We start from the raw sequence: 20,054 nt of genomic DNA, 5'->3' as shown, positions 1-20,054 counted from the left end.
CCGGTGCCCTGCCCCGCCCCGCGCCCCACCGCAAGTCTTGACGCGCGGCCCCGCCTGCCCCACCCGCACCGCCATGTTGCCCCCCGCTCCCGACCGCGATTGCCCGCTCTGTCCGCGCCTGGCGTCGTTTCGACAACGCAACCGCGAGGCTTTTCCGGGCTGGCACAACGCCCCCGTGCCCTCCTGGGGACCTGTCGACGCGCCGTTGCTGATCCTGGGCCTGGCGCCCGGGCTGCGCGGCGCCAACCGCACCGGCCGCCCGTTCACGGGCGATTTCGCCGGCAAGCTGCTCTACGCGACGCTGCTGAAATTCGGCCTGGCCCGCGGCGCCTATGCCGAGGACCCGATGGACGGCATGGAACTCATCGGCGTCCGCATCACCAACGCCGTCCGCTGCCTGCCCCCGCTGAACAAGCCGGAGGGGTTGGAAGTGCCGACCTGCAATCGCTACCTGGCCGGCGAGGTCACCGCCATGCCCCGGCTGCGCGCGGTCCTGGCCCTGGGCGGCATCGCGCATACCGCCGTGCTGCGCGCCCAGAACCTGGTCGCCGCGCGCTATCGTTTCGCCCATGGCGCCCAGCACACGCTGCCCAGCGGCCTGATCCTGGCCGATTCCTACCATGTGAGCCGCTACAACACGCAGACCGGCCGCCTGACCGAGGCGATGTTCGAAAGCGCCGTCACCGCGCTGCAGGCGCGCCTCGCCCAATGACCGTCCGCGACAGCAACGGCACCGCCCTCGCCGAGGGCGACAACGTCACCCTCATCAAGGATCTGAAGGTCAAGGGCACCACGGTCACGCTCAAGCGCGGCACGCTGATCCGTGGCATCCACCTGACCGACAACGAGGCCGAGGTCGAATGCCGCGCCGAGAAGATCAAGGACCTGGTGCTGCGCACGGAGTTCCTGAAGAAGGCCTGAACCCTCCAAGTTCAGCGACCTGCGCCTCCAGCCTCCCGTCCCGCATCGTCAGCACCTGGTCGGCATGGGCCCGCGCACAGGCCTCATGCGTCGCCGCCAGGATGCTGGGCCCGCCGCGCGCGCGACGCAGGCTGTCCAGCAGGCGGCAGGTCTCCAGCGCCGTCGCGGGGTCCAGCGCCGCCGTCGGTTCGTCCAGCAACAACACGCGCGGCCGCAGGCACAGCAGCCGCGCCAGCGCCGCCCGCTGGCGTTGCCCGCCGGACAGGCCATCGGCATGGCGGTGCAGAACCCCCGGCGGCACGCCGCAGGCCACAAGGCATTCCGCCGCGATGGCATCGCGCGCCGCCGCATCCGCGCCGATCCCGTGCAGCCCCATCGCGGCGCGGAACTGGCGGCCCAGGGTCAACGCGGGGTTGAAGGCGCGGGAGGTATCCTGCGGCAGCAGCAGTACCTGGCGATGCCAGGCCCGGCGCGGCGCGCCCCCACGCGGCATCGGCGCGCCATCCAGGGCGATGCTGCCGGAATCCGGCTCACGCAAGCCCGCCAGCAGCCGCAACAGGCTGGACTTGCCGCAGCCGGACGGACCGGACACCGCCAGCCAGGCCTGCGGGCCGAGTACCAGACTCGCGTCCCGCACAGCCGGCGCGGCCGCACCGCGGTAACGCAGCGTCAGGCCGCGGCCGCGCAGCATCCAGCCATCCCCCCAAAGGCCTGCTGGGCCGCGAGCAGGTCGCGCGCCGCTGCCGAACGGGGGGCGTCGGAAACGCTCCGGGCCGGCCCCTCCTCCACCACGCGCCCCGCATCCAGCACCACGATCCGCTCGCAGCGCGCGGCGGCGGCCAGGTCATGCGTCACCAGCACCAGCGCCATGCCCCGCGCCTGGCTGCGCGCGGCCAGCAGCCGCAGCACCAGCGCGCCGGACTCCGGGTCGAGCGAACTGGTCGGTTCATCCGCCACCAGCACGGCCGGCGCCTGCGCCAGGGCACAGGCCAGGGTGGCGCGCTGCGCCTGGCCGCCCGACAATTGGTGCGGATAGCGCCGGGCCAGGCCGGCATCCAGGCCAACATCGGCCAGGCAGGCGGCGACCGCGACGGCATCGCCGACGGCACCGGCGGCGCGTAGCGTTTCCGCCACCTGCGCCCCGATGCTGATCTGCGGATGCAGCGCGGCCCCGGCCTCCTGCGGCAGCCAGGCGACATGCCGGCCGAGCCCCGCACGGCGGGCGCGGGCGACGGGCGCCTCGCCGCCGGGCCAGCGCAAGGTGCCGGAGACGGTGGCCCCGGGCGGGACCAGCCCGGCCAGCAGCCGCGCCAGGGTTGTCTTGCCGCAGCCCGACCGCCCGACCACCGCGACGCTTTCGCCGCGCCCGATCGTCAGGCCGACACCGCGCAAGGCGACGACCGTGGCGTAACGCGCCGGGTGGCTGGCATGCAGGCCGACCGCCTGCAGGATCATGCGGCGTCCCGCCCGGCCAGGATCAGGTAACGCTCGTGCCGCGGCGCTTCGACCCAATAGGCGGCGTCGTTCAGCGGCACGACCTCGGGTTCGGCGAAGCCGGCCGCGCGCAGGGGTGTGGCCAGGTCGGCGGCGGGGCGGCCACCGAAGAGAGGCAGCCGGGCCGCGATATCCTCGTATTCTTCCTTTGCCGTCATGTCCCACCAGGCGCCCTCGACCAGCGCCAGGCGCCCGCCCGGGGCCAGCAGCCGATGCCAGGCGGCCAGCGCCCGCGCCGGATCGGGCAAGGTCCAGAGCACGTGGCGCCCGACAATGAGATCGAAGGACCCGGCGGGGAACGGCGGCGCTTCCGCATCCGCCGCCAGGAAGCGCACCGGCAGGCGCTGCGTGGCCGATTTTTCGCGCGCGATCGCCAGCATGTCCTCCGCCAGGTCGATGCCGCTGGCCCGGTGCCCGGAACTGGCCAGCATCAGCGCCAGGAAGCCCGTGCCGCAGCCGACATCCAGCACATCCAGGGCCGGCACCGGCGGTGCCAGCCGCGCCATCAGCCCGCGCCAGGCCAATTCCTGCGCCGGGTTCAGCAACCCATGCGTATGCCCCGCGTCGAACGCCGGGGCGCGGCGGTTCCAATGGGCGGTGACAGCCGCCTTCACATCGTCGGTCGAGAGGGCCATCGGGGGTTCCAGTCCTGTCACGCTGTGGAAACGAGTGTCTGTATGCGCAGCCGCCCCGCCAGGATGGCGGCGACCAGCAGGCTCAGCGCGATGGCCCCGGCGGGGGCGGCCAGCAGCCAGGGCGCATCCAGGAACCAGTCGCGCGATTCGGCGACCATCGCGCCCCAGGACGGCGCCGGCGGCGGCGTGCCGAGCCCCAGGAAGGCCAAGGTCGCCAGCAGCACCACCGCGGCGCGCAGCTTGACCAGCCCGAGCCAGACGCAGGCGCCGGCCAGGTTCGGCACGACATCGCGCAGCAGGATCGTCGCGGGGGCGAAGCCGATCGCGCGGGCGCCCTCGACAAAGGGTTCCGCCAGGATGCGCCGGGCCTCGCCGCGCAGCACCCAATGCAGGTCGGCCCAAAGCACCAGTGCCACGCACAGCATCTGCGCCCCCGCCCCGCGACCGGCCAGGGCCAGCACGACCAGCGGCAGCCAGAGCGGCGGGAAGGACAGCAGCGCCTGCGCAGCGCCATCGATCGCCGCCCCGACCGGGCGGCGTTCCAGCCACGCGGCCGGCAGGGCGGTCGCCAGGGCGGCGGCCAGCCCCAGGCCAAGCCCCGCGACCGCGAGCCCGAGGCTGCCCGGAAGTGCCGCCACCACGCGCGCGGCGACATCGCGCCCCAGGGGATCGGTGCCGAAGGGATGCTGGGCCGACGGCGGCGCCAGCCGCGCGCCCGACAGCGCCAGCGGATCCGGCAGCAGCGCCGCCACCCCCACGATGGCGCCCGCGGCCAGCAGGGAGATCCCGAGCGCCCGCTTCACGCCAGCACCGCCGCCGAGGGGCGGGGATCGAGTGCGGCCTGCGCGAGCTCGGCGGCAAAGCGCGCCAGCAGGAAGCCGATCCCCGCCGCCAGCATCGCCGCCCGCAGCAGCGGCAAATCGGCGTGCTGCAACGCCAGCACCGCCAGCCGCCCCAGCCCCGGCAGGGCAAAGACCGTCTCCACCACCAAGGCCCCACCGAGCAGATAGCCCGCCTGCAAGGCGCCGTAGCGGGCGAGCAGGGTCGAGGCCGGCAGCAGGCGATAGACCAGCAGCAACCGCATGACGGGCAGGCCACGCGCCTCGGCGAAGGCGATGAAGGGCTCCCGCCGCATGCCACGCAGCCGGTCCTGCAACAGCAGCCCGAGTTTCACCGCCAGTGCCGCGGCCAGAAGCAGGGCCGGCAGCAGCAGCGACACCAACCCGCTGTAACCGGCCGCCGGCACCCAGCCGAGTTGCACGGCGAAGACCTCCACCGCCAGCACGGCGACGACGAAGCCGGGCACCGACAGCAGCAACAACGGCACCCGCGCCAACCCCGGCGGCAGCGCCGCCAGCACCAGCCCCAGCAAGGCCCCCCCGGCCAGCCCAAGCGGCCAGGCCAGGGCCGCGAGGCGCAGGGTGATGCCCAGCGCCTGGCCCACCGCCTCCCCCGCCGGGCGCCGCAGCCAGGTCGAGGTGCCCAGGTCGCCGCGCGCCAGGTCCAGCAGCGGCGCGAACAGCCGCGTCAGCGCCGGCGCGTCCAGCCCGAATGCCCCGCGCGCCGCCGCCAGCCCGGCCGCGTCCATGCCCTCCGGACCCAGTTGGCGGCTGACCGGATCGCCCAGCAGATCCGCCGCCAGGCCGAGCAGCAGCAAGGCCACCAGCAGGGCGAGCACGCCCATGCCGAAACGCCAGGCCGCGGTGGCCATGCTCACGCCGCGCGGCCTTGCCGCACCCTCACGCGGCGCGCGGGCGAAGGGTCGGGAAGTCCAGCCGGCCATGGGTGTTCGGCGGCATCTCGACCGCGTTGGCGACGCCGTAGACCGCCTTGGGATAGGCCAGGTAGATCGCGGCGGCATCCTCGCGCGCGACCGCCATGAGCGCGGCGGAGGCGACATCGCGCGCCGCCTCGTTCTCCTCGGCCATATACGCCGCGAGCAGCCCCGCGAGCCGCGCGTCCGGGCTGTAGCCCAGCGCGGCCTTCAAGAACCCGGCCTGGGCATAGAAGGCGGTATAGGGGCGCACGGCGTCGTGCACGTGATTGTCCAGCGCGGTCGCGATGAAGATGCGCCCCGCCGCCTGCCCGGCCAGGCGGCGCGTGTCGAAGACGGCGCCGATGCTGTCCAGCGGATTGATCCGCACGGTGAAACCGGCCCGCGCCATCTGCGATTGCAGCACCTGGGCCGCCTGCATCTCGGCCGGCGGGGTATCGAGGTCCACGGCCAGGGGTGCTGCGATGCCAGCTTCGCGCAGCAGCGCACGGGCGCGGTCGGGGTCGTGGTCGGCGAAAGGATAGGCCGCGACATAGCCCCCCGCGCCGCGCGCCACGGCGCCGGTCGCGACCTCGGCCAGGTCGCCCCAGACGGCGTCGGCCAGCGCCTGGCGGTCGATGGCGTGGTACACCGCGCGGCGGACCCGGGCATCGTCGAAGGGCGGGCGGAACCAGAAGGACAGGTACTGCGTGCGCGCCCCGGGCTGCGCCACGACCCGCGCGCCGCCGCGGGCGATGCGGCCGGCGAGACCCGGCGGGATGTCGGCGGCGATCTGCGCGCCCCCCGAAAGCAGGTCCGCGACCCGTGTCGATGCTTCCGGCACGGCGCGCACGGTGATGCGGGCAAAGGCCGGCTGCGGCTGGCGCCAATGCGTGCCGGTCGCCTCCATCTCCACCCTCTCGCCCGGCTGCCAGCCGGCGAGCCGCCAGGGGCCGCTGCCGACCGGGCGGTTACGGAACGGGGCATCGGCGGCGGCCAGTTGCGCCGCCTGCATCACGGGCAGCGCGCCGACGATCTGCGGCAGCAGGCCGGTCGGCAGCGAGGTATGCAGCAACAAGGTCGTCGCATCCGGCGCCTCGGCCCGGGCCACGGGCTGGATCTGCAGCCGCAGGCCCGATCGGTTGGCGGGTTCCATCGCGAAGTTCACGGTCGCGGCGGCATCGGCCGCGGTCAGCGGGCTGCCGTCGTGGAAGCGCGCATCCCCGCGCAGGGTGAAGCGCCAAACGGTCGGTGCGATGCGCGCCCAGGCGGTGGCGAGGCTCGGCACCAGATGCCCCGCGGCATCGCGTTCCAGCAGTGTGTCGAAGATCAGGCTGGTCGGGATGGTGAAATCCAGGCTGCGCATCGGGTCGATCGAGGCCAGGTCGCGGGTTTCCGAGAACTGGCTGACGGTCAGGGCGCGCGCGCCTTGCGCCAGGGCGAAGCCCGGGGCCGACAGGCCGGCGGCGCCGGCGGTCAGGAACAGGGCGCGGCGGCTTAGGTGCATCAGGGCAGTCTCCAGGGCTGGCCTGGAAATACCTGCAACTGCGACTACGTCGCAAGTTACCCCATGGTTAGCCGCCGCCGGATGCGCCTACCCGGTCGCGCCCGACTTGCGCACCACCGGCGCCCAGCGCGCCGCCTCGGTCGCAACGAAACCCGCGATCTCGGCCGGCGCCGGGTCGCCCAGCGAGACCAGGCCGATGCCCACGAAACGCTCCTTCACCAGCGCCTCGGCCATCGCCGCGGCCAGCATGGTCCGCAGGCGCGTGACGATCTCCGGCGACATGTTCGCCGGCCCGGCCAGCAGGAACCAGTTGGACGCGACCGAGCCGGGGAACCCCGCCTCGATCACCGTCGGCACGTCCGGCGTGGCGCCGACGCGCTCGGCGCTGGTCACCGCCAGGCCGCGGATGCTGTTGCCGCGGATGCCGCCGACATGGGCGCCCACGGTGTTCCACAGGGATGTCGTGCTGCCGCTCAGGATCGCCTGTTCGGCATCGGCCGCCCCACGGAACGGCGCATGCAGCAATTCCACCCCGGCTTCCTGCGCCCAGAGCATCCCCGCCAGGTGCCCGACCGAGCCGACGCCGGATGAGCCAAAGCTCACCGCTTCCGGCCGCACCGCCGCCGCGGCCTTGTAGTCGGCCATGTTGCGCAGCGGCCCATTGCCGCTGACCGCGCAAAGGATCGGTGCGCCGCCGAACATGGTGATGTAGCTGAAACTGCGCTGCGCATCGTAGTTCGGCGCCGGCGACAGAAATGGCGACACCGCCAGCGGCCCCGTATTCGTCACCAGCAAGGTATAGCCATCGGCCGGCGCCGCCGCGACCAGCGCGGTGCCCACCGCACCACCGGCGCCCGGCCGGTTGTCGATGATGAAAGGCTGGCCAAAGGCGCGTTCCATCATCGGCGCCAGCAGCCGCACCACCAGATCCGACGTGCCGCCGGGCGCATAGGGGTTGACGATCCGCACCGGCCGCTGCGGCCAGGCGCCCTGCGCCGACAACAGGCGGGGCGCGGCCAGGGGCGCGAGCAGGCTGGCGGCGAGCAGTGGGCGACGACGCATGGGGGTCTCCGGGGCAAATATGGCCCCGAAGGTTACGCAAACCTCATGCCAGCAAGGATCAGCCCTTGCGGAAGGTGATCGGCTTGGCGCCTTCCCACAGCACCGCACGGCCCAACTCGGCCAGGCGGTCCAGCTTGTTGGTGATGGTCAGGAAATGATTGCCTGCCAATTGCCCGGCCTTGCTGGAAAAACAGCAGGGGCCGTAGGCGACCAGGATCTCCGTTTCCGATACGCCGCCCGGATAGACGATGACATGGCCGGGGGCCGGGTGGCTGGTCGCATTCTCGAACCCGATGCCCAGGTCGCGTTCGCCCATCGGGATCCAGCAGGCCTCGCCCGACCAGCGGACATGGATGATGCGGTCGCTGAACGGCAGCAATTCGCGGAAGCGCGCCACGGTCTTGGGCGCGTCGGCGGTCTCGAAGCGGGCTTCGAAGGCCTCGCCGGCAATCTCGATGATGATGTCGGCCACGCGGCGTTCCTTGTGCTGGAGCAGGGTTGAGACATGGGGAGGACAGCGCCGTGGAAGGGGCTTCGCCCCCTCCACACCTCCCCCACCAGGGGCCGCCGCCCCTGGACCGGCGGAGTATTGGTAAAATAAAGAGAGGGGCGTCACGGGTTCGCCATTGACCAATGGGCGGACCATGCCCCTCTCTTTATTTTACCAACAGCGTGGGTTCCAAGGGGCCACGGCCCCTTGGTGGGGAGAGTTTGAGAGGGGCAAAGCCCCTCTCAAAGCGCCGCCCCCCCGCGTCTCACCAGCCTGCTAACCGAGGCAGCCTTCGCTGCCAAGCCTCAGCCGCCGGCGCGGGCGCGCCGCTGTGCCGCCATCCGCGCGCCGGCGTTCGCCGCGCCGTAGCCGGCGTAGCCTTCGCCGCGCTCGGCGACTTCCAGGAAGAAGCGGTCGTGGAAGGGCTGCGTATAGGCGTGGCGGAAGCGATGCCCCGCCGTATCCTCGTCATACAACAGGTGGGATGCCTGCAAGGCCGCCAGGGCCTCGTCATCCAGCCCGAAGCGCGCGGCCAGGTCTTCGTAGTAGGTCGCCGGGATCTCCAGCATCCCCTGCCCCACTGCCGCCGCCGCATCGGCGACCGCGAAGGCGATGTGATGCACCCCCGCCCCCGCCAGCGCCGAGACGAAGCGCCCCGTCCCGGTCCGCCCGGACTCCGAGACATTCAGCGGCAGCCGCACGCCCCCCGCCGAAAACGCCCGGCTGCGGACCAGCCCATAGGGATCGGGCAATTCCCACAGCAGCTCGGGCGCCAGCCCCAGCACCGATCGGTAGAACAGCGCGAAACTGTCCAGCATCCCCGGTGTCAGCGCCTCCGCGACGTGGTCGATGCCGAGGCAGGTGCCCGGGGGCACCGGCTCCATGACAAAATCATCCTCCCACAGCGGATGGGCGCCAGGCTCGGGCGCTTCGACGAAGTAGACCAGCGCGCCGTCGGGGGCGCGGATGGCGGGGATACGCGCCTCGCCCTCACCGATGCGTTCGCCGAAGACGGGGACCAGCAGCGCCTCGGCGCGGGCTGCTGCGCGATCGGGGTCATCGACGCGCAGCGCCATCGCGCAGACGCCGATGCCCGACATCTGGAAACGCTCGGCCGCGGCACTGTCGGGCTCGGCGTTCAGGATCAGGTTGGCCGCGCCATTGCGCCACAGGCTGACGTGCTTGGAGCGATGCTGCCCGGCGCGATGGAAACCGAGCGGGCTGAGGAACTCGCCCAATTCCTCGGCGGCCGTGGCGTCGACGCAGAATTCCAGGAATTCGATGCAGTCCAGGCGCGGGACGGCCGGCAGGGTGATGCCGCCGGCCTGTTCCTCGGCCCAGATCAGGCTGCGCAACCCGTCGCGCGCGATGCGGCGCGACGGGGCCGCGCGAAATTCATCGTTGAAGATTTCCAGCGACAGCGGCCCGGCGTAGCCGGCGGCCAACACGTCGCGCAGGAAGGCCGCGACCGGCAATTCGCCCTGGCCCGGGAAGTTGCGGTGATGGCGGCTCCAGGACAGCGGGTCCATCGACAGCACCGGCGCGTCGGCCAGTTGCAGGAAGAACAGCTTGTGCGCCGGCACGGTGTCCTTCAGGCCGGCCAGATCGTCGCCCAGGCAGAGCGTGTGGAAACTGTCCAGGATCAGCCCCAGCGCCGGGTGGTCCGCCGCCTTCACGATATCCCAGGCCTGGCGCCAACGGTTGGTGTGGCGGCCCCAGGCCAGGGCTTCATAGCCGACGGTCAGCCCGCGCTTATGCGCGCGCTCCGCCATGTCGCGCAGGTCCGCCGCCGCCCGTTCGGGTTCGGGCAGGCACGCCGCCTGGGTGTTGCTGCAGACCAGCACCTGCGGCGCGCCCAGCGCCTGCATCGTGTCGAATTTCTTCTCGGCACGATCCAGGTTGCGGGCGCGCTGCGGACCGGGCATCGCCTCGAAATCCCGGAACGGCTGGAACAGCGCGACCTTCAGCCCAAGGTCGGTGGCCATGCGCCCGGCATCGCGCGCCGTGCCGTCGAAACCCAGCAGGTCGTTCTCGAAGATCTCCACCGAATCGAAGCCGGCGGCGGCGATGGATTCCAGCTTGTCCGGCAGCGTGCCCGACAGGCAGACCGTGGCGATGCAGCGCTGCCGGGGCATGCGAGTTCCTTCTCTATTGCAGGCGGATGTTGCGGCTGCGGATGACTTCGCGCCACTTGGCGTTCTCGGCGGTGAAATAGGGACCCCAGTCTTCCACGCTGCCGACCGTGGGCACCACGGCCAGGGCCGCCAGGCGCTGCACCGTGTCGGGGTTTTCCATCGCCGCCTTGGTCAGGGCGTTCATGCGCCGCACGATGGCCTCCGGCGTGCCGGCCGGCGCCTGCACGGCGATGTGCTCGTAGACCTCATACTCCGGGAAACCCTGTTCGCGGAAGGTCGGCACCTCCGGCGCGACGGGGCTGCGGTCGCGGCTGGAGATGGCGAGTGCCCGCAGGTCGCCCGACTGGATCAGCGGGATCACGCCGGACGCCGCCTGCATGATCATCTGCGCCTCATTCGCCAGCACGCCCTGCACGGCGGGGGCGCCGCCGCGATAGCCGACGTCGGGCATCTCGATCCCCGCCGATTGCAGGAACAATTCGGTCGCGAGGTGTGTGCTGCTGCCGGTGCCGGAATTGGCATAGACCATGCGCGAGCCCGAGGATTTCGCCGCCGCGATGAACTGGGCGAGGGTCTGGTAGGGCGAGGCCTTGGGCACCACCAAAATCATCGGCATCGCCGCGATCAGCCCGATGCCGACAAAGGCGCGTTCATTGTCGTAGGGCACCTGCATCAGGTGCGGCGCCATGGCATAGGTGCTGACCGTGCTAACCAGCATGGTGTAGCCATCCGGCCGGGCGCGGGCGACGGTGCCGAAGCCGATGGTGCCATTCGCCCCGGTGCGGTTGTCCACGACGAAGCCGCGGCCGGTGTCCTGCGTCAGCCGGTTGGCCAGGATGCGGGCGACCGCATCGGTCGACCCGCCAGCCGCCCATGGCACCACCAGGGTCACGGCACGCGACGGCCAGTCGCTGTTGGCCTGTGCGAGGGCCAGGCTGGGTGCGGCGGCAAGCGTCGCGAAGGCCGCGAAGCCGCGGCGGGTGATGGTGACGGTCATAGACGAAAAACCCTCCCTTTCTGGCGCGGATTTTTTAGTCCCGCTTGCCTTCGTTGCGGGAGCTTAGCGTCGCCTGGGCGTCAGACCAACGCCTCTCCGCGCAAGACCTCGATGCAGCCGCCGCCCACGGTCGCGCGGATGCCATCGGGCGCACGTTGTGCGGCAATGCGCAGCAGGCTGGGCCGGCCCATCTCGACCCCCTGGATCACGTCGATGCGCAGGGTGGGCGCGTCGGACAGCGACAGCAGCAGCGCGCCCAGCGCCACATTGGCGCTGCCGGTCGCCGGGTCCTCCGGCGTGCCGGACAGGGGGGCGAACATGCGTGCCCGCAGGTCGTCGCCGTCGCGGGCATAGAGCAGCAGGGCCATGCGGCCGCCATGGCCGGTGGCGTCGCGCGCCTGGCGGAAGGCCGCGATATCGGGTGCCGCGCGGGTCAGGGCGCTGGGCGTCACCTCGGCGATGATGAAGTCATTGCCCATCCCGGCCAGGATGGGCGGGTGGGCGCCAAGCAGCACCTCGACGGCGGCGATGCTGGCGCAGGCGGCGATCGGGGCTGCCGGGAACGTCGCGCCCAGGGTCAGGGGTTGCGGGGCGGCGATGGTGGCGCCGTCCTGGTCGAGCACGACCTCGACCAGCCCGGCCAATTCCTCGAACCGCAGCACGCCGTCGCGGGCGCGGCCCTGCTGGCCCAGGACGAAGCCGGTGCCGACATTGGGATGGCCGGCAAAGGGCATTTCGGCGGTGCGGTTGAAGATGCGGACGCGGGCGGTATTGGCCGGGTCCCCGGGCGGCAGGACGAAGGTCGTCTCGCTCAGGTTGAATTCGGCGGCGAGCGACTGCATCTCGGCATCCGACAGCCCACGTGCGTCGGGGAAGACCGCCAGCGGATTGCCGCCAAAACGGCGGTCGGTGAAGACATCGACGGTGACGAAGGGAATTTTGCGCATGGGCGCAGGCTAGCCCAAGGCCGCGTCCACGGCACGCAGCATCCCGGGCGACCCGGGTTCGACGTTGGTGACAAACCCCCGCACCGCCAGCCCATCCCGCGCCACCAGGAATTTGTGGAAATTCCACCGCGGCGCACCACCGCCACGTTCGGCCAGCCAGCGGAACAGCGGCATCGCCCGTGGCCCGCGCACATGCCCGATCGCCGCCATCGGGAAGGTGATGCCGAAATGCGTGTCGCAGATCGCCCGCACCCGGCTGGCATCACCCGCTTCCTGGTTGAAGTCGTTGGACGGCACGCCCAGCACCACCAGCCCCCGCGCCGCGAAGCGGTCCGCCAGCACCTGCAACCCGGCGAATTGCGGCGTGTAGCCGCAGAAGGAGGCGGTGTTCACCACCAGCACGGGCCGCCCGCGCCAGGCGGCGAGCGGCAGCGCCTCGCCCTCCAGCGAGGTCAGCGTGAATTCGTAGAAGGACCCGGGTTGCGCCTGGGCCGCCCTGGCCATCGCCGCCCCCAGCCCGCCCAGCACGGCGCGGCGACGGAGGTCAGCCATAGCGTTCCTCCGCCCAGGGATCGCCGCGATGATGATAGCCGCGGACTTCCCAGAACCCCGGCCGATCCTCGGCTGTCAGGGTCAGGCGCTTGATCCACTTGGGGGATTTCCACAGGTAGAGGTGCGGCACCACCAGGCGCATCGGGCCGCCATGCTGGCGCTCCAGCGGCTTGCCGTCCCAGGAGAACGCCAGGAAGGCGTCGTCGCGGTCCAGATCGGCCAGCGGCAGGTTGGTGGTGTAGCCGTCGTGCGATTCCATGGCGACGAAACGCGCCTCGGGACCGGGCTGGGCCAGGGCCAGCAGCGCCGGCAGGGGCACGCCCTCCCAGGTGTTGTCGTAGCGCGACCATTGGGTGACGCAGTGGATGTCGTTGACCCAGGCTTGGCGCGGCATCGCCTGCAACGTCGCCCAGTCGAGCGTCCGGGGCATTCCGACCAATCCGTCGATCGCCAGCGTGGCCGCCGCGACCGGCACCGTCGGCTGCACCCCAAGGTCCAGCACCGGCCAGTCCTGCACCAGCGTCTGGCCAGGCGGCAGGCGATTGTGGCCGGAGGTATCGCCGGTCAACAGCCGTCCATCGCGCGCCCAGGCCTGCTTGGCCGCGACCAGCTTGGGCTTCACGGCGCCGGTCAGGGTGACGTCATCTTCGGCCATGGGGTTCCCCTTTCTGCGCCTATACGTGCGACGCCGCCCGCCGGATGCAAGCGATTACAGCAGCCGCACCACCAGAAGTCCCGCGACGACCGCGACCACGGCCACCGTCGTGACCGCGGTCAGCCGCGTCTCGATAAACTCGCGGATCGGGGGGCCATACGCCCGCAGCAGCCCGGCCAGCAGGAAGAACCGCGCCCCCCGCGTCGCCACGCTGGCCATGATGAACACGACGAAGCTGAAATGCGCCGCCCCCGAGGCGATCGTCACCAGCTTGTAGGGGATGGGCGTGAAGCCCTTGATCAGGATGACCCAGAGCCCCCAGGCATCGAACCAGCCCTGGAACTTCACCATCGCGTCCGGGTGCCCATAGGCCGCCAGGACCGGCATCGCGACCGCGTCGAACAGCCAATAGCCGATGGCATAGCCCAGGATCCCGCCCAGCACCGAGGCGATGGTGCAGAGCGCGGCATAGCGCCAGGCCCGCTCCGGCCGCGCCAGGCACATCGGGATCAGCATCGCATCGGGCGGGATGGGGAAGAAGCTGCTCTCCGCGAAGGAAACACCGAACAGCCACCACCCGGCCCGCTCGTGGGCGGCCAGGGCGATGATGCGGTCATAGAGTTTTCTGATCATGACCGCCCTTCCCATACCGCGCCGCTTCCGTCCAACCCCCGCAGCAATGCTTGGCGCGCATGGGCCCCCGTCAGGTCCCCCCGCGCCCGCCGGTATCGCCCGGGAAGCCGATGGGGGACAGTGACGGCATGAATCTGCCATCCTCCCGGAACTGGACCCTGATCATCGCCTGCGCCGTGATGGCGGCGGCACTGGCCATGGGGCTGCGACAATCCTTTGGGCTTTTCCTTGCCCCCATGACGGCCGAACGCGGCTGGCCCGCGGCGGGGTTTGCCCTGGCCATCGCGCTGCAGGTGCTGCTGAACGGGGTCGCCCAGCCGTTCTGCGGGCAATTGGCCGATCGCTACGGCGGCCGGGTCGTGCTGATCGGGGGGGCGGTGCTCTATGCCCTGGGCATCCTGGGCATGGCGCTGTCGGATGGGCTCGGCGCCTTCACCGCCTTTGCCGGCTTCGTGATGGGGGTGGCCGTGTCGGCCGCCGGCATGCCGGTGATCGTGGCGACCCTGACGCGGATGCTGCCGGGCGAATTGCGCGGCCGCGCCGTGGGGCTCGGCACCGCCGGGTCGTCCTTCGGCCAGTTCCTGGTGGTGCCCTTGTCCGGGGTCGGCCTGGCGACCTTTGGCTGGCAGGGCGCGCTGTTTGCCATGGCCGCCGCGGCGCTGCTGATGATCCCGCTGGCGCTGGCGCTGAAGGAGGCGCCTCGGCCGCCGCCGAACCTGGCCGTGCCGGAACAGACCGCGCGGCAGGCGTTGGACCTGGCTTTCCGCACGCCGACCTTCTGGTACCTGTTCTTCGGGTTTTTCGTCTGCGGGGTGCATGTGTCCTTCCTGTCGGTGCACCTGCCGGGGTTCGTGGCGACCTGCCACCTGCCGCTCTGGGTCGGGGCCGGGGCGATTTCGCTGATCGGGCTGTTCAATGTCTTCGGCAGCCTGGCGGCCGGCGAATTGGCGCAGCGCTGGAAGCGGCGGGAATTGCTGGTCTGCATCTACGCCGCGCGCGGCGTGGTGATGACCGTCTTCCTGCTGGCGCCAAAGACCACCGAGACGGTCCTGGCCTTTTCCGCCGTGATGGGCGTGCTGTGGCTGTCGACCGTGCCGCCGACGGTGGCGCTGGTCGCGCGCAACTTTGGCACGCGCTGGCTGGCGACCCTGTTCGGGATCGTCTTCCTGGGCCACCAGATCGGGGGTTTCACGGGGGCCTTCCTGGGCGGCTTGGTGTTCGACCGCACCGGATCCTACGATTTGATGTGGATCTTTGGGATCCTGATGGCGGCTTTCGCGGCGGTGGTGCACCTGCCGGTGCGCGACGGGCCGGCGGCGGGGTTGGCGGCGCGGGCGTAGCCCGCCGGCGTCAATGTGGCGGCCTGGGCCAGCAGGCTCTCCACCTCCTCCCCCTGCCACATACTCGGCGCCGCCGATCGAGACGGTCGCGCGCCCCAGCACCTGGAAATTTTGTCGTGCCACCGCCCCAGCACCCGTTCCGCCAGCGCCACGGCGTCGCCCGGCGAGGGATTGGGCATGCAGGGGCGCTCCCGATGGTGCCGAGGCGTGGGCCGCGCCGCGAAAAGACCGACAGCCAAGTATGACCGGCCCGACTGGAAGCGGACCGAAACTTGGCCGCACCGACGCCAGGGGGGTTTGGCCCCGCCCGCGGACCGGGCTACACCGCTAGGCATGACATCCGACAAGACCTCTCCGCGTCGCCCGTGGCTCCTGGCCTCGCTGGTCCTGCTGCCGATGCTGGGCGCGCCGCTGGCCGGCGATGCGCAGACCCGGCCCCCGGCCGCCACGGCCCCCGCAGCCCGGACTCCGGCGCCCGCCGCGACCCCTGCCCCGGCGACACCCGCCGCGACGCCCGACCCGGCCCCGGCCGGCCCGCCGCATGGCTGGCTCTTCGGCATGTGGACCGGCGGCATTTTTCCGCCGGGCGATGTGGACAGCCCGTCCTGCGCCGGATCGGCCACCGTCATCTTCACCCGCGACGTGGTCATGCGCTCCTCGCCGCTCGACGTCGCCTATCGCCAGCGGTTGATCGAAACCGTGTCGCAGCAACAGAACGGGCTGGAGTTCCGGTTTGCGCCGGCCGCGCCGACGATCAGCGCCTTCGGTGCCCAGCCGCCGGGGCGCGACTCCGCCTTCGGCTGCGCCAATCCCAATGCGCTGCGCGTCGAACGGCGTGGCGAGGATGAGATCGTCTTTCCGAACTGCTCGGAATTTCCCTCGCCGCTGAAGCGCTGCAACTAGGCTGTTCGCTGTGCGTATCGCGCTGATCCACGCCCTGCGGCATTCGCCCCCCTCGATCGAAGCGGCAATGGCCAGGCTCTGGCCCGAGGCGCGGGTGATGAGCCTGCTCGACACCTCGCTGTCCGAGGATCTGGCCGCGGTCGGCCACCTGACCCCGCGCATGACCGAACGGTTCCTGGCGCTGACCCGCTACGCCATCGGCACCGGGGCGGATGGGGTGCTGTTCACCTGCTCCGCCTTCGGCCCTTGCATCGAGGCCTGCGCCGAGGCTTTCGCCCCGATCCCCGTGCTGAAGCCGAATGAGGCGATGATCGAGGACGCGGCGAAGTACCGCCGCATCGGCCTGCTGGCCAGTTTTCAGCCGACCTTGGACAGCATGCCGGCCGAGTTCCCAACGGGGGTCGAGGTCGTGCCCTGCCTGATCCCTGGCGCCATGGCGGCACTGGACGCGGGCGATGGCGCCCTGCACGACCGCCTGGCGGCCGAGGCGGCGCGCGGGTTGGCCGGCTGCGACGTGATCGCGCTGGCGCAGTTCAGCCTGGCGCGGGCCGCCGATGGGGTGGCGGCGGCGACAGGGTTGCCGGTGCTGACGACGCCGGATAGTGCGGTCAGGAAGATACGGCGGTTGCTTGGGCGGTAGGTGCGCGTCCGCACCGGGTTGGCCGTCCCTCGCCAAAGGCCCGCGCACGGCTGAGGCGCCTGTACGGATGGGGTGACGGTTCGGATGTCCGCGGATCTTGGCGTGTCACCCCCCCTGCCGTTCCGCATCGGCGCCCAGCCGATGGCACCGATCGTCTGCGGCAGCGGGTCCTCATCGTATGCGTCGATGCGAGCACGCGGGGTCGCCTGGATCGCAGGTGAAACCCCACGGCCCTTCCTGGGATCCGGACCCCCTCGGCGGCAGAGCGCTGGTGGGTCGCCTGGGCGATGACGGTGCCCTGATCGGCACGGATCGATCGCCTGCCGTCAGCCGCCCCAGATGTCATCGCCGCCGCCGGCGACGGGGCTCGTGCTCAGGAACGCCATATTCAACCCGACGTCCCCGCTCATCGCAGCGATGGAATTGCTGCTGATCTGGTTCGCATTATCCGCCGTCAGGGTGTCCACCCAGATGCCCAGCACGTCGGCATCCCGCGGCGTAATGATGTTGCCCATGATCAGGTTGCTGGCGGTCAGATCCGGCGCGGCACGATCGTCGCTGGCCAAAATGAGTTCGGCTTGCCAGTGACGGCTGTCGGTTCGGTCCAGCGCGTTGCCCGTCAGCGTATTCTCGATGACGATGTTCATCGCAGAGTCGAACAGGATGATGCCGGCGCCGTCATTGCCCGACGCCGTGTTGCTGACGACGATGTTCCGCGCCGTGAACTGGTCAAGCTGGATGCCATTGCCGTCATAGCCCTGGCCGGCCTCGTGCGTGTCCGTGATCGTGTTGCTCACGATGATGTTGTCATTGCCGAACCCATCGGCCTGCCCGACCCCACCGTAGACGTGGATCCCGGAGCTGCCCGAAATCGAATGCCCATTGCCGCTGAAGGCATTGCCCAGAACGACGATGCCGTTGGCATTGATCTCGATACCGTGGCTGCCGTTGTCCGTGACGACATTGTCGGCGACCAGCGTCGGATTGGCGCGATGATCGGTCTTGTTGAAGGCGATGCCATGGATGGCATTGCCGCTGATCGTATTGTTGATCAGCAGGTTGCCGCCGCCGGAATCAGAACTGAACCAGACCCCGACACTGTTGTCGTGGATGTTGTTGCCCACGATTATGATGTTGTGCGAACCGTGTTGCACGGCAATGCCGGCAAGCTGGCTGCCCTGCACGTCGAAGCCCGAAAGCGTCAGGTGGGCCGAATTCTCGATCATGATGGATCCGCGCACGACCGGCGCCGCGCCTGTCCCGTAGGCGCCGATGAGGATGGGCGCCGCTTCGGTGCCCTCGCCATGCAGGACGAGCGGACCGTCCAGCACCGTGCCCGCCTTCTGCAGGTAGATGTTGCCCGCGACGAGCGATACGAAAATCCAGGAGGAGAATGGGTGCGCCGCGCTGCCATCGCCTGGTTCGGCCGCCGACGGATCAATGAAGACGACCTGTTGGGTGGCTGGCGCATCCGAGGTGATGCTGGGTGCGGCATCCGCGGCGATCGTCGCCGGGGCTAGGGACACGGCGCTATCCTGCGCCGGGCTATCGCTGCCAATGGATGACCCGTCGCCGGCGGCCGAAGCGGGTGCGAGCGACATTGTCATTGCGATGTCGGCTGTTGTTGTCGACGTCGCCGGGGCGGCGAGCATGACGGCCTCCGCCGACGCCGAATCCGCGGCGTCAGGCATGGCCGACGCCGCTGCCCTGCTCTCGGCCGGCGTGGAATCGCCCAGCATGAGCGTTTCCGGAACGTCCTGGACGAAACCCACCGTCGGGTCGACGTCCATTCCCCATAGCATTGGGTTGATATTGAGATTGGGATTGTTCGCCGTGCTGGCCAAACTATCGGTGGATGGCGAACTACTGATACCGGTACCGAATGTTAAGTTAACTGTCTCATACAACGAAGAATCGGGCGAAAATTCGAACCTATCGTACACATGACCCGCAGGCGTGAAAAGGCGGCGGTCTTTGAACATGCGCTGAAAACCTCGAGAATCGTGTTCAGCATCTCAACCACAAGTTAACGCGATGACAATGTGTGGTTGTGTATTTCCATCTTCTACGACCACTCAGATGTATCGTTGCGCCGTGGCACATACTATTTGACCGGATATGCGACGCCACCATGCGGCCTGGCATTGCCGTGATCCGTCTTGCTTGGGGTGGCAGGTTCGCGCTGCGATTTGATGCGCCCGTCGCCACAGGACCGCGGGTGCCCCTGCGGCGGAATCATAGGCCTTCGACCCGGGATATGAGGGCGCCACGCCCCTCGGCCTTGCGCCCACCCCAGCGCGCCGGGCAGCCTGCCCATCATGCAAACACACCATTCGACGCCCCAGGGACAGATCGCCATCCGCGAACACTGGCTCGCCCAGGTGCAGGAGGCGGCGATCGACCCCGCGCTGCCGATCATCGACCCGCACCACCACCTGTGGGACCGGAACGCTGAGCGCTACCTCCTCGACGACCTGCTGCGCGACACAGGCAGCGGGCACGACATCCGCGCGACGGTCTTCGTGCAATGCGCCGCGATGTACCGCGCCGACGGGCCGGAAGCGGAGCGTTCGCTCGGCGAGACGGAGTTCGTCAACGGCATCGCCGCGGTCAGCGCCAGCGGCGCCCATGGCCCGATGCGGGCCTGCGCGGGCATCATCGGCTTCGTCGACCTCACGCTCGGCGACCAGGTGGCGCCGCTGTTGGAGGCGCACCAGGCCACAGCCGGTCGCCGCTTCCGCGGCATACGCAACCGCACCGCCTGGCATCCATCCGCCGAAATCCGGTCGAACCTGATCGGCCCGCCGCCGGGCCCGCTGGAAGATCCCCGCTTTGTGCAGGGCGCCCGGCATTTGGCGGGACACGGCCTGGTCCTCGATATCTGGGCCTACCAGACGCAGTTGCGGCATGTGGCCGCGCTGGCGCGGGCCTTGCCTGAGCTGACCGTCGTGGTGAACCACTGCGGCGGGCCGCTCGGGGCGGGTCCCTACGCCGGGCGCCGGATGGAGGGCTTTGTCGAATGGCGACAGGAGGTGCTTGCCCTGGCAGCCCTGCCGAACACGGTCATGAAACTCGGCGGCCTGGCCATGGGGGTCGGCGGATACGACTTCCATCTTCGCGAACGGCCGCCCACGTCGATGGACCTCGCCGATGCCTGGCGGCCGGTGATCGAACCCTTGATCGAGGCCTTCGGCGCCGAGCGCTGCATGTTCGAAAGCAATTTTCCGGTGGACAAGGGCATGTGCGGCTATGCCGTGCTTTGGAACGCCTTCAAGCGCCTGGCCCATGGCGCGGGTGCGGCCGAAACGCGCGCGCTGTTTTCCGGCACGGCCCTGCGCGTGTACCGGCTTGCGGATGCGCCGGGCTGCGCAGGGCTTTTGTCGATCTGAA

General features: G+C 70.5%; 21 protein-coding genes. 6 read left to right on the top strand and 15 right to left on the bottom strand.

Annotated features, from left to right (window positions below; all coding sequences use genetic code 11):
- Positions 1 to 73 precede the first annotated feature (73 nt).
- Together ACQW02_RS10785 and ACQW02_RS10780 are read left to right on the top strand one after the other, a co-directional pair.
- Entirely contained in the window at positions 74 to 712 is a 639-nt protein-coding gene (locus ACQW02_RS10785; protein WP_431285244.1) for a uracil-DNA glycosylase, read from the top strand.
- Positions 709 to 921, top strand: coding sequence for an alkylphosphonate utilization protein (locus ACQW02_RS10780; RefSeq protein ID WP_431285243.1), 213 nt, complete (start codon positions 709 to 711; stop codon positions 919 to 921). Before ACQW02_RS10785 ends, ACQW02_RS10780 begins: the two co-directional genes overlap by 4 nt.
- Here ACQW02_RS10780 and ACQW02_RS10775 read toward each other — a convergent pair.
- From ACQW02_RS10775 to ACQW02_RS10710, 14 genes are all read right to left on the bottom strand, one after another.
- Complete coding sequence (locus tag ACQW02_RS10775; RefSeq protein ID WP_431285242.1) at positions 878 to 1,612, bottom strand: ABC transporter ATP-binding protein; 735 nt, start codon at positions 1,610 to 1,612, stop codon at positions 878 to 880. The two genes, ACQW02_RS10780 and ACQW02_RS10775, sit on opposite strands and share 44 nt — an antisense overlap.
- Positions 1,591 to 2,376, bottom strand: coding sequence for an ABC transporter ATP-binding protein (locus ACQW02_RS10770; RefSeq protein WP_431285241.1), 786 nt, complete (start codon positions 2,374 to 2,376; stop codon positions 1,591 to 1,593). Before ACQW02_RS10770 ends, ACQW02_RS10775 begins: the two co-directional genes overlap by 22 nt.
- On the bottom strand, positions 2,373 to 3,050 hold the full coding sequence (locus tag ACQW02_RS10765; RefSeq protein ID WP_431285240.1) for a class I SAM-dependent methyltransferase: 678 nt from the start codon (positions 3,048 to 3,050) through the stop codon (positions 2,373 to 2,375). The genes ACQW02_RS10770 and ACQW02_RS10765 overlap by 4 nt, the downstream gene beginning before the upstream one ends.
- Positions 3,051 to 3,067: 17 nt before the next feature.
- Positions 3,068 to 3,853 (bottom strand): ABC transporter permease, encoded by a 786-nt coding sequence (locus ACQW02_RS10760; protein WP_431285239.1) that lies wholly within the window; start codon positions 3,851 to 3,853, stop codon positions 3,068 to 3,070.
- Positions 3,850 to 4,761: an ABC transporter permease subunit gene (locus tag ACQW02_RS10755; RefSeq protein ID WP_431285892.1), complete on the bottom strand. Its 912-nt coding sequence runs from the start codon at positions 4,759 to 4,761 to the stop codon at positions 3,850 to 3,852. The genes ACQW02_RS10760 and ACQW02_RS10755 overlap by 4 nt, the downstream gene beginning before the upstream one ends.
- Positions 4,762 to 4,789: 28 nt before the next feature.
- Positions 4,790 to 6,310, bottom strand: a complete 1,521-nt coding sequence (locus ACQW02_RS10750) for an ABC transporter substrate-binding protein (protein ID WP_431285238.1) — start codon at positions 6,308 to 6,310, stop codon at positions 4,790 to 4,792.
- Positions 6,311 to 6,397: 87 nt separating this feature from the next.
- Positions 6,398 to 7,372, bottom strand: a complete 975-nt coding sequence (locus tag ACQW02_RS10745) for a Bug family tripartite tricarboxylate transporter substrate binding protein (protein WP_431285237.1) — start codon at positions 7,370 to 7,372, stop codon at positions 6,398 to 6,400.
- A 58-nt stretch (positions 7,373 to 7,430) separates the two neighbouring features.
- Complete coding sequence (locus ACQW02_RS10740) at positions 7,431 to 7,844, bottom strand: DUF3830 family protein (protein ID WP_431285236.1); 414 nt, start codon at positions 7,842 to 7,844, stop codon at positions 7,431 to 7,433.
- A gap of 323 nt (positions 7,845 to 8,167) precedes the next feature.
- Positions 8,168 to 9,997 (bottom strand): bifunctional sugar phosphate isomerase/epimerase/4-hydroxyphenylpyruvate dioxygenase family protein, encoded by a 1,830-nt coding sequence (locus ACQW02_RS10735; RefSeq protein WP_431285235.1) that lies wholly within the window; start codon positions 9,995 to 9,997, stop codon positions 8,168 to 8,170.
- 13 nt (positions 9,998 to 10,010) lie between these two features.
- Positions 10,011 to 10,994, bottom strand: coding sequence for a Bug family tripartite tricarboxylate transporter substrate binding protein (locus ACQW02_RS10730; protein WP_431285234.1), 984 nt, complete (start codon positions 10,992 to 10,994; stop codon positions 10,011 to 10,013).
- A gap of 80 nt (positions 10,995 to 11,074) precedes the next feature.
- Positions 11,075 to 11,941 (bottom strand): PhzF family phenazine biosynthesis protein, encoded by an 867-nt coding sequence (locus ACQW02_RS10725; RefSeq protein WP_431285233.1) that lies wholly within the window; start codon positions 11,939 to 11,941, stop codon positions 11,075 to 11,077.
- A gap of 9 nt (positions 11,942 to 11,950) precedes the next feature.
- Positions 11,951 to 12,445, bottom strand: a complete 495-nt coding sequence (locus ACQW02_RS10720; RefSeq protein WP_431285891.1) for a glutathione peroxidase — start codon at positions 12,443 to 12,445, stop codon at positions 11,951 to 11,953.
- Positions 12,446 to 12,485: 40 nt separating this feature from the next.
- Positions 12,486 to 13,148, bottom strand: coding sequence for a sulfite oxidase-like oxidoreductase (locus tag ACQW02_RS10715; RefSeq protein ID WP_431285232.1), 663 nt, complete (start codon positions 13,146 to 13,148; stop codon positions 12,486 to 12,488).
- A 54-nt stretch (positions 13,149 to 13,202) separates the two neighbouring features.
- Positions 13,203 to 13,781, bottom strand: a complete 579-nt coding sequence (locus tag ACQW02_RS10710) for a YqaA family protein (RefSeq protein WP_431285231.1) — start codon at positions 13,779 to 13,781, stop codon at positions 13,203 to 13,205.
- Positions 13,782 to 13,909: 128 nt separating this feature from the next.
- Between ACQW02_RS10710 and ACQW02_RS10705 the strand changes: the two genes are divergently transcribed.
- The 3 genes from ACQW02_RS10705 (at position 13,910) to ACQW02_RS10695 (ending at position 16,664) form a co-directional block, all read left to right on the top strand.
- Positions 13,910 to 15,121, top strand: coding sequence for an MFS transporter (locus ACQW02_RS10705; protein ID WP_431285230.1), 1,212 nt, complete (start codon positions 13,910 to 13,912; stop codon positions 15,119 to 15,121).
- A 333-nt stretch (positions 15,122 to 15,454) separates the two neighbouring features.
- Positions 15,455 to 16,024, top strand: a complete 570-nt coding sequence (locus ACQW02_RS10700) for a hypothetical protein (RefSeq protein ID WP_431285229.1) — start codon at positions 15,455 to 15,457, stop codon at positions 16,022 to 16,024.
- Between the two features lie 10 nt (positions 16,025 to 16,034).
- A complete protein-coding gene (locus ACQW02_RS10695; protein WP_431285228.1) occupies positions 16,035 to 16,664 on the top strand; it encodes an arylsulfatase in 630 nt (209 codons plus the stop codon).
- 326 nt (positions 16,665 to 16,990) lie between these two features.
- Here ACQW02_RS10695 and ACQW02_RS10690 read toward each other — a convergent pair whose 3' ends face one another.
- Positions 16,991 to 18,454, bottom strand: a complete 1,464-nt coding sequence (locus ACQW02_RS10690) for a right-handed parallel beta-helix repeat-containing protein (RefSeq protein WP_431285227.1) — start codon at positions 18,452 to 18,454, stop codon at positions 16,991 to 16,993.
- 528 nt (positions 18,455 to 18,982) lie between these two features.
- On the opposite strand from ACQW02_RS10690, the gene ACQW02_RS10685 reads away from it, so the two are divergent.
- Positions 18,983 to 20,053, top strand: coding sequence for an amidohydrolase family protein (locus ACQW02_RS10685; protein ID WP_431285226.1), 1,071 nt, complete (start codon positions 18,983 to 18,985; stop codon positions 20,051 to 20,053).
- Position 20,054: the final 1 nt, after the last annotated feature.

Origin of the sequence: Humitalea sp. 24SJ18S-53 (genome assembly GCF_050632385.1) — a bacterium.
Classification (GTDB): domain Bacteria; phylum Pseudomonadota; class Alphaproteobacteria; order Acetobacterales; family Acetobacteraceae; genus Humitalea.
The sequence above is the reverse complement of the archived record's forward strand: the minus strand, read 5'-3'. Positions and strand labels throughout refer to the sequence as shown.

What these genes read in the sequence shown, in the direction of transcription:
- ACQW02_RS10770 (WP_431285241.1), bottom strand. Translation starts at nt 2,376, where the DNA reads ATGATCCTGCAGGCGGTCGGCCTGCATGCCAGCCACCCGGCGCGTTAC.
- ACQW02_RS10700 (WP_431285229.1), top strand. Translation starts at nt 15,455, where the DNA reads ATGACATCCGACAAGACCTCTCCGCGTCGCCCGTGGCTCCTGGCCTCG.
- ACQW02_RS10750 (WP_431285238.1), bottom strand. Translation starts at nt 6,310, where the DNA reads ATGCACCTAAGCCGCCGCGCCCTGTTCCTGACCGCCGGCGCCGCCGGC.
- ACQW02_RS10690 (WP_431285227.1), bottom strand. Translation starts at nt 18,454, where the DNA reads ATGGACGTCGACCCGACGGTGGGTTTCGTCCAGGACGTTCCGGAAACG.
- ACQW02_RS10765 (WP_431285240.1), bottom strand. Translation starts at nt 3,050, where the DNA reads ATGGCCCTCTCGACCGACGATGTGAAGGCGGCTGTCACCGCCCATTGG.
- ACQW02_RS10735 (WP_431285235.1), bottom strand. Translation starts at nt 9,997, where the DNA reads ATGCCCCGGCAGCGCTGCATCGCCACGGTCTGCCTGTCGGGCACGCTG.
- ACQW02_RS10755 (WP_431285892.1), bottom strand. Translation starts at nt 4,761, where the DNA reads ATGGCCACCGCGGCCTGGCGTTTCGGCATGGGCGTGCTCGCCCTGCTG.
- ACQW02_RS10710 (WP_431285231.1), bottom strand. Translation starts at nt 13,781, where the DNA reads ATGATCAGAAAACTCTATGACCGCATCATCGCCCTGGCCGCCCACGAG.
- ACQW02_RS10745 (WP_431285237.1), bottom strand. Translation starts at nt 7,372, where the DNA reads ATGCGTCGTCGCCCACTGCTCGCCGCCAGCCTGCTCGCGCCCCTGGCC.
- ACQW02_RS10705 (WP_431285230.1), top strand. Translation starts at nt 13,910, where the DNA reads ATGAATCTGCCATCCTCCCGGAACTGGACCCTGATCATCGCCTGCGCC.
- ACQW02_RS10730 (WP_431285234.1), bottom strand. Translation starts at nt 10,994, where the DNA reads ATGACCGTCACCATCACCCGCCGCGGCTTCGCGGCCTTCGCGACGCTT.
- ACQW02_RS10785 (WP_431285244.1), top strand. Translation starts at nt 74, where the DNA reads ATGTTGCCCCCCGCTCCCGACCGCGATTGCCCGCTCTGTCCGCGCCTG.
- ACQW02_RS10685 (WP_431285226.1), top strand. Translation starts at nt 18,983, where the DNA reads ATGCAAACACACCATTCGACGCCCCAGGGACAGATCGCCATCCGCGAA.
- ACQW02_RS10715 (WP_431285232.1), bottom strand. Translation starts at nt 13,148, where the DNA reads ATGGCCGAAGATGACGTCACCCTGACCGGCGCCGTGAAGCCCAAGCTG.
- ACQW02_RS10775 (WP_431285242.1), bottom strand. Translation starts at nt 1,612, where the DNA reads ATGCTGCGCGGCCGCGGCCTGACGCTGCGTTACCGCGGTGCGGCCGCG.
- ACQW02_RS10780 (WP_431285243.1), top strand. Translation starts at nt 709, where the DNA reads ATGACCGTCCGCGACAGCAACGGCACCGCCCTCGCCGAGGGCGACAAC.
- ACQW02_RS10725 (WP_431285233.1), bottom strand. Translation starts at nt 11,941, where the DNA reads ATGCGCAAAATTCCCTTCGTCACCGTCGATGTCTTCACCGACCGCCGT.
- ACQW02_RS10720 (WP_431285891.1), bottom strand. Translation starts at nt 12,445, where the DNA reads ATGGCCAGGGCGGCCCAGGCGCAACCCGGGTCCTTCTACGAATTCACG.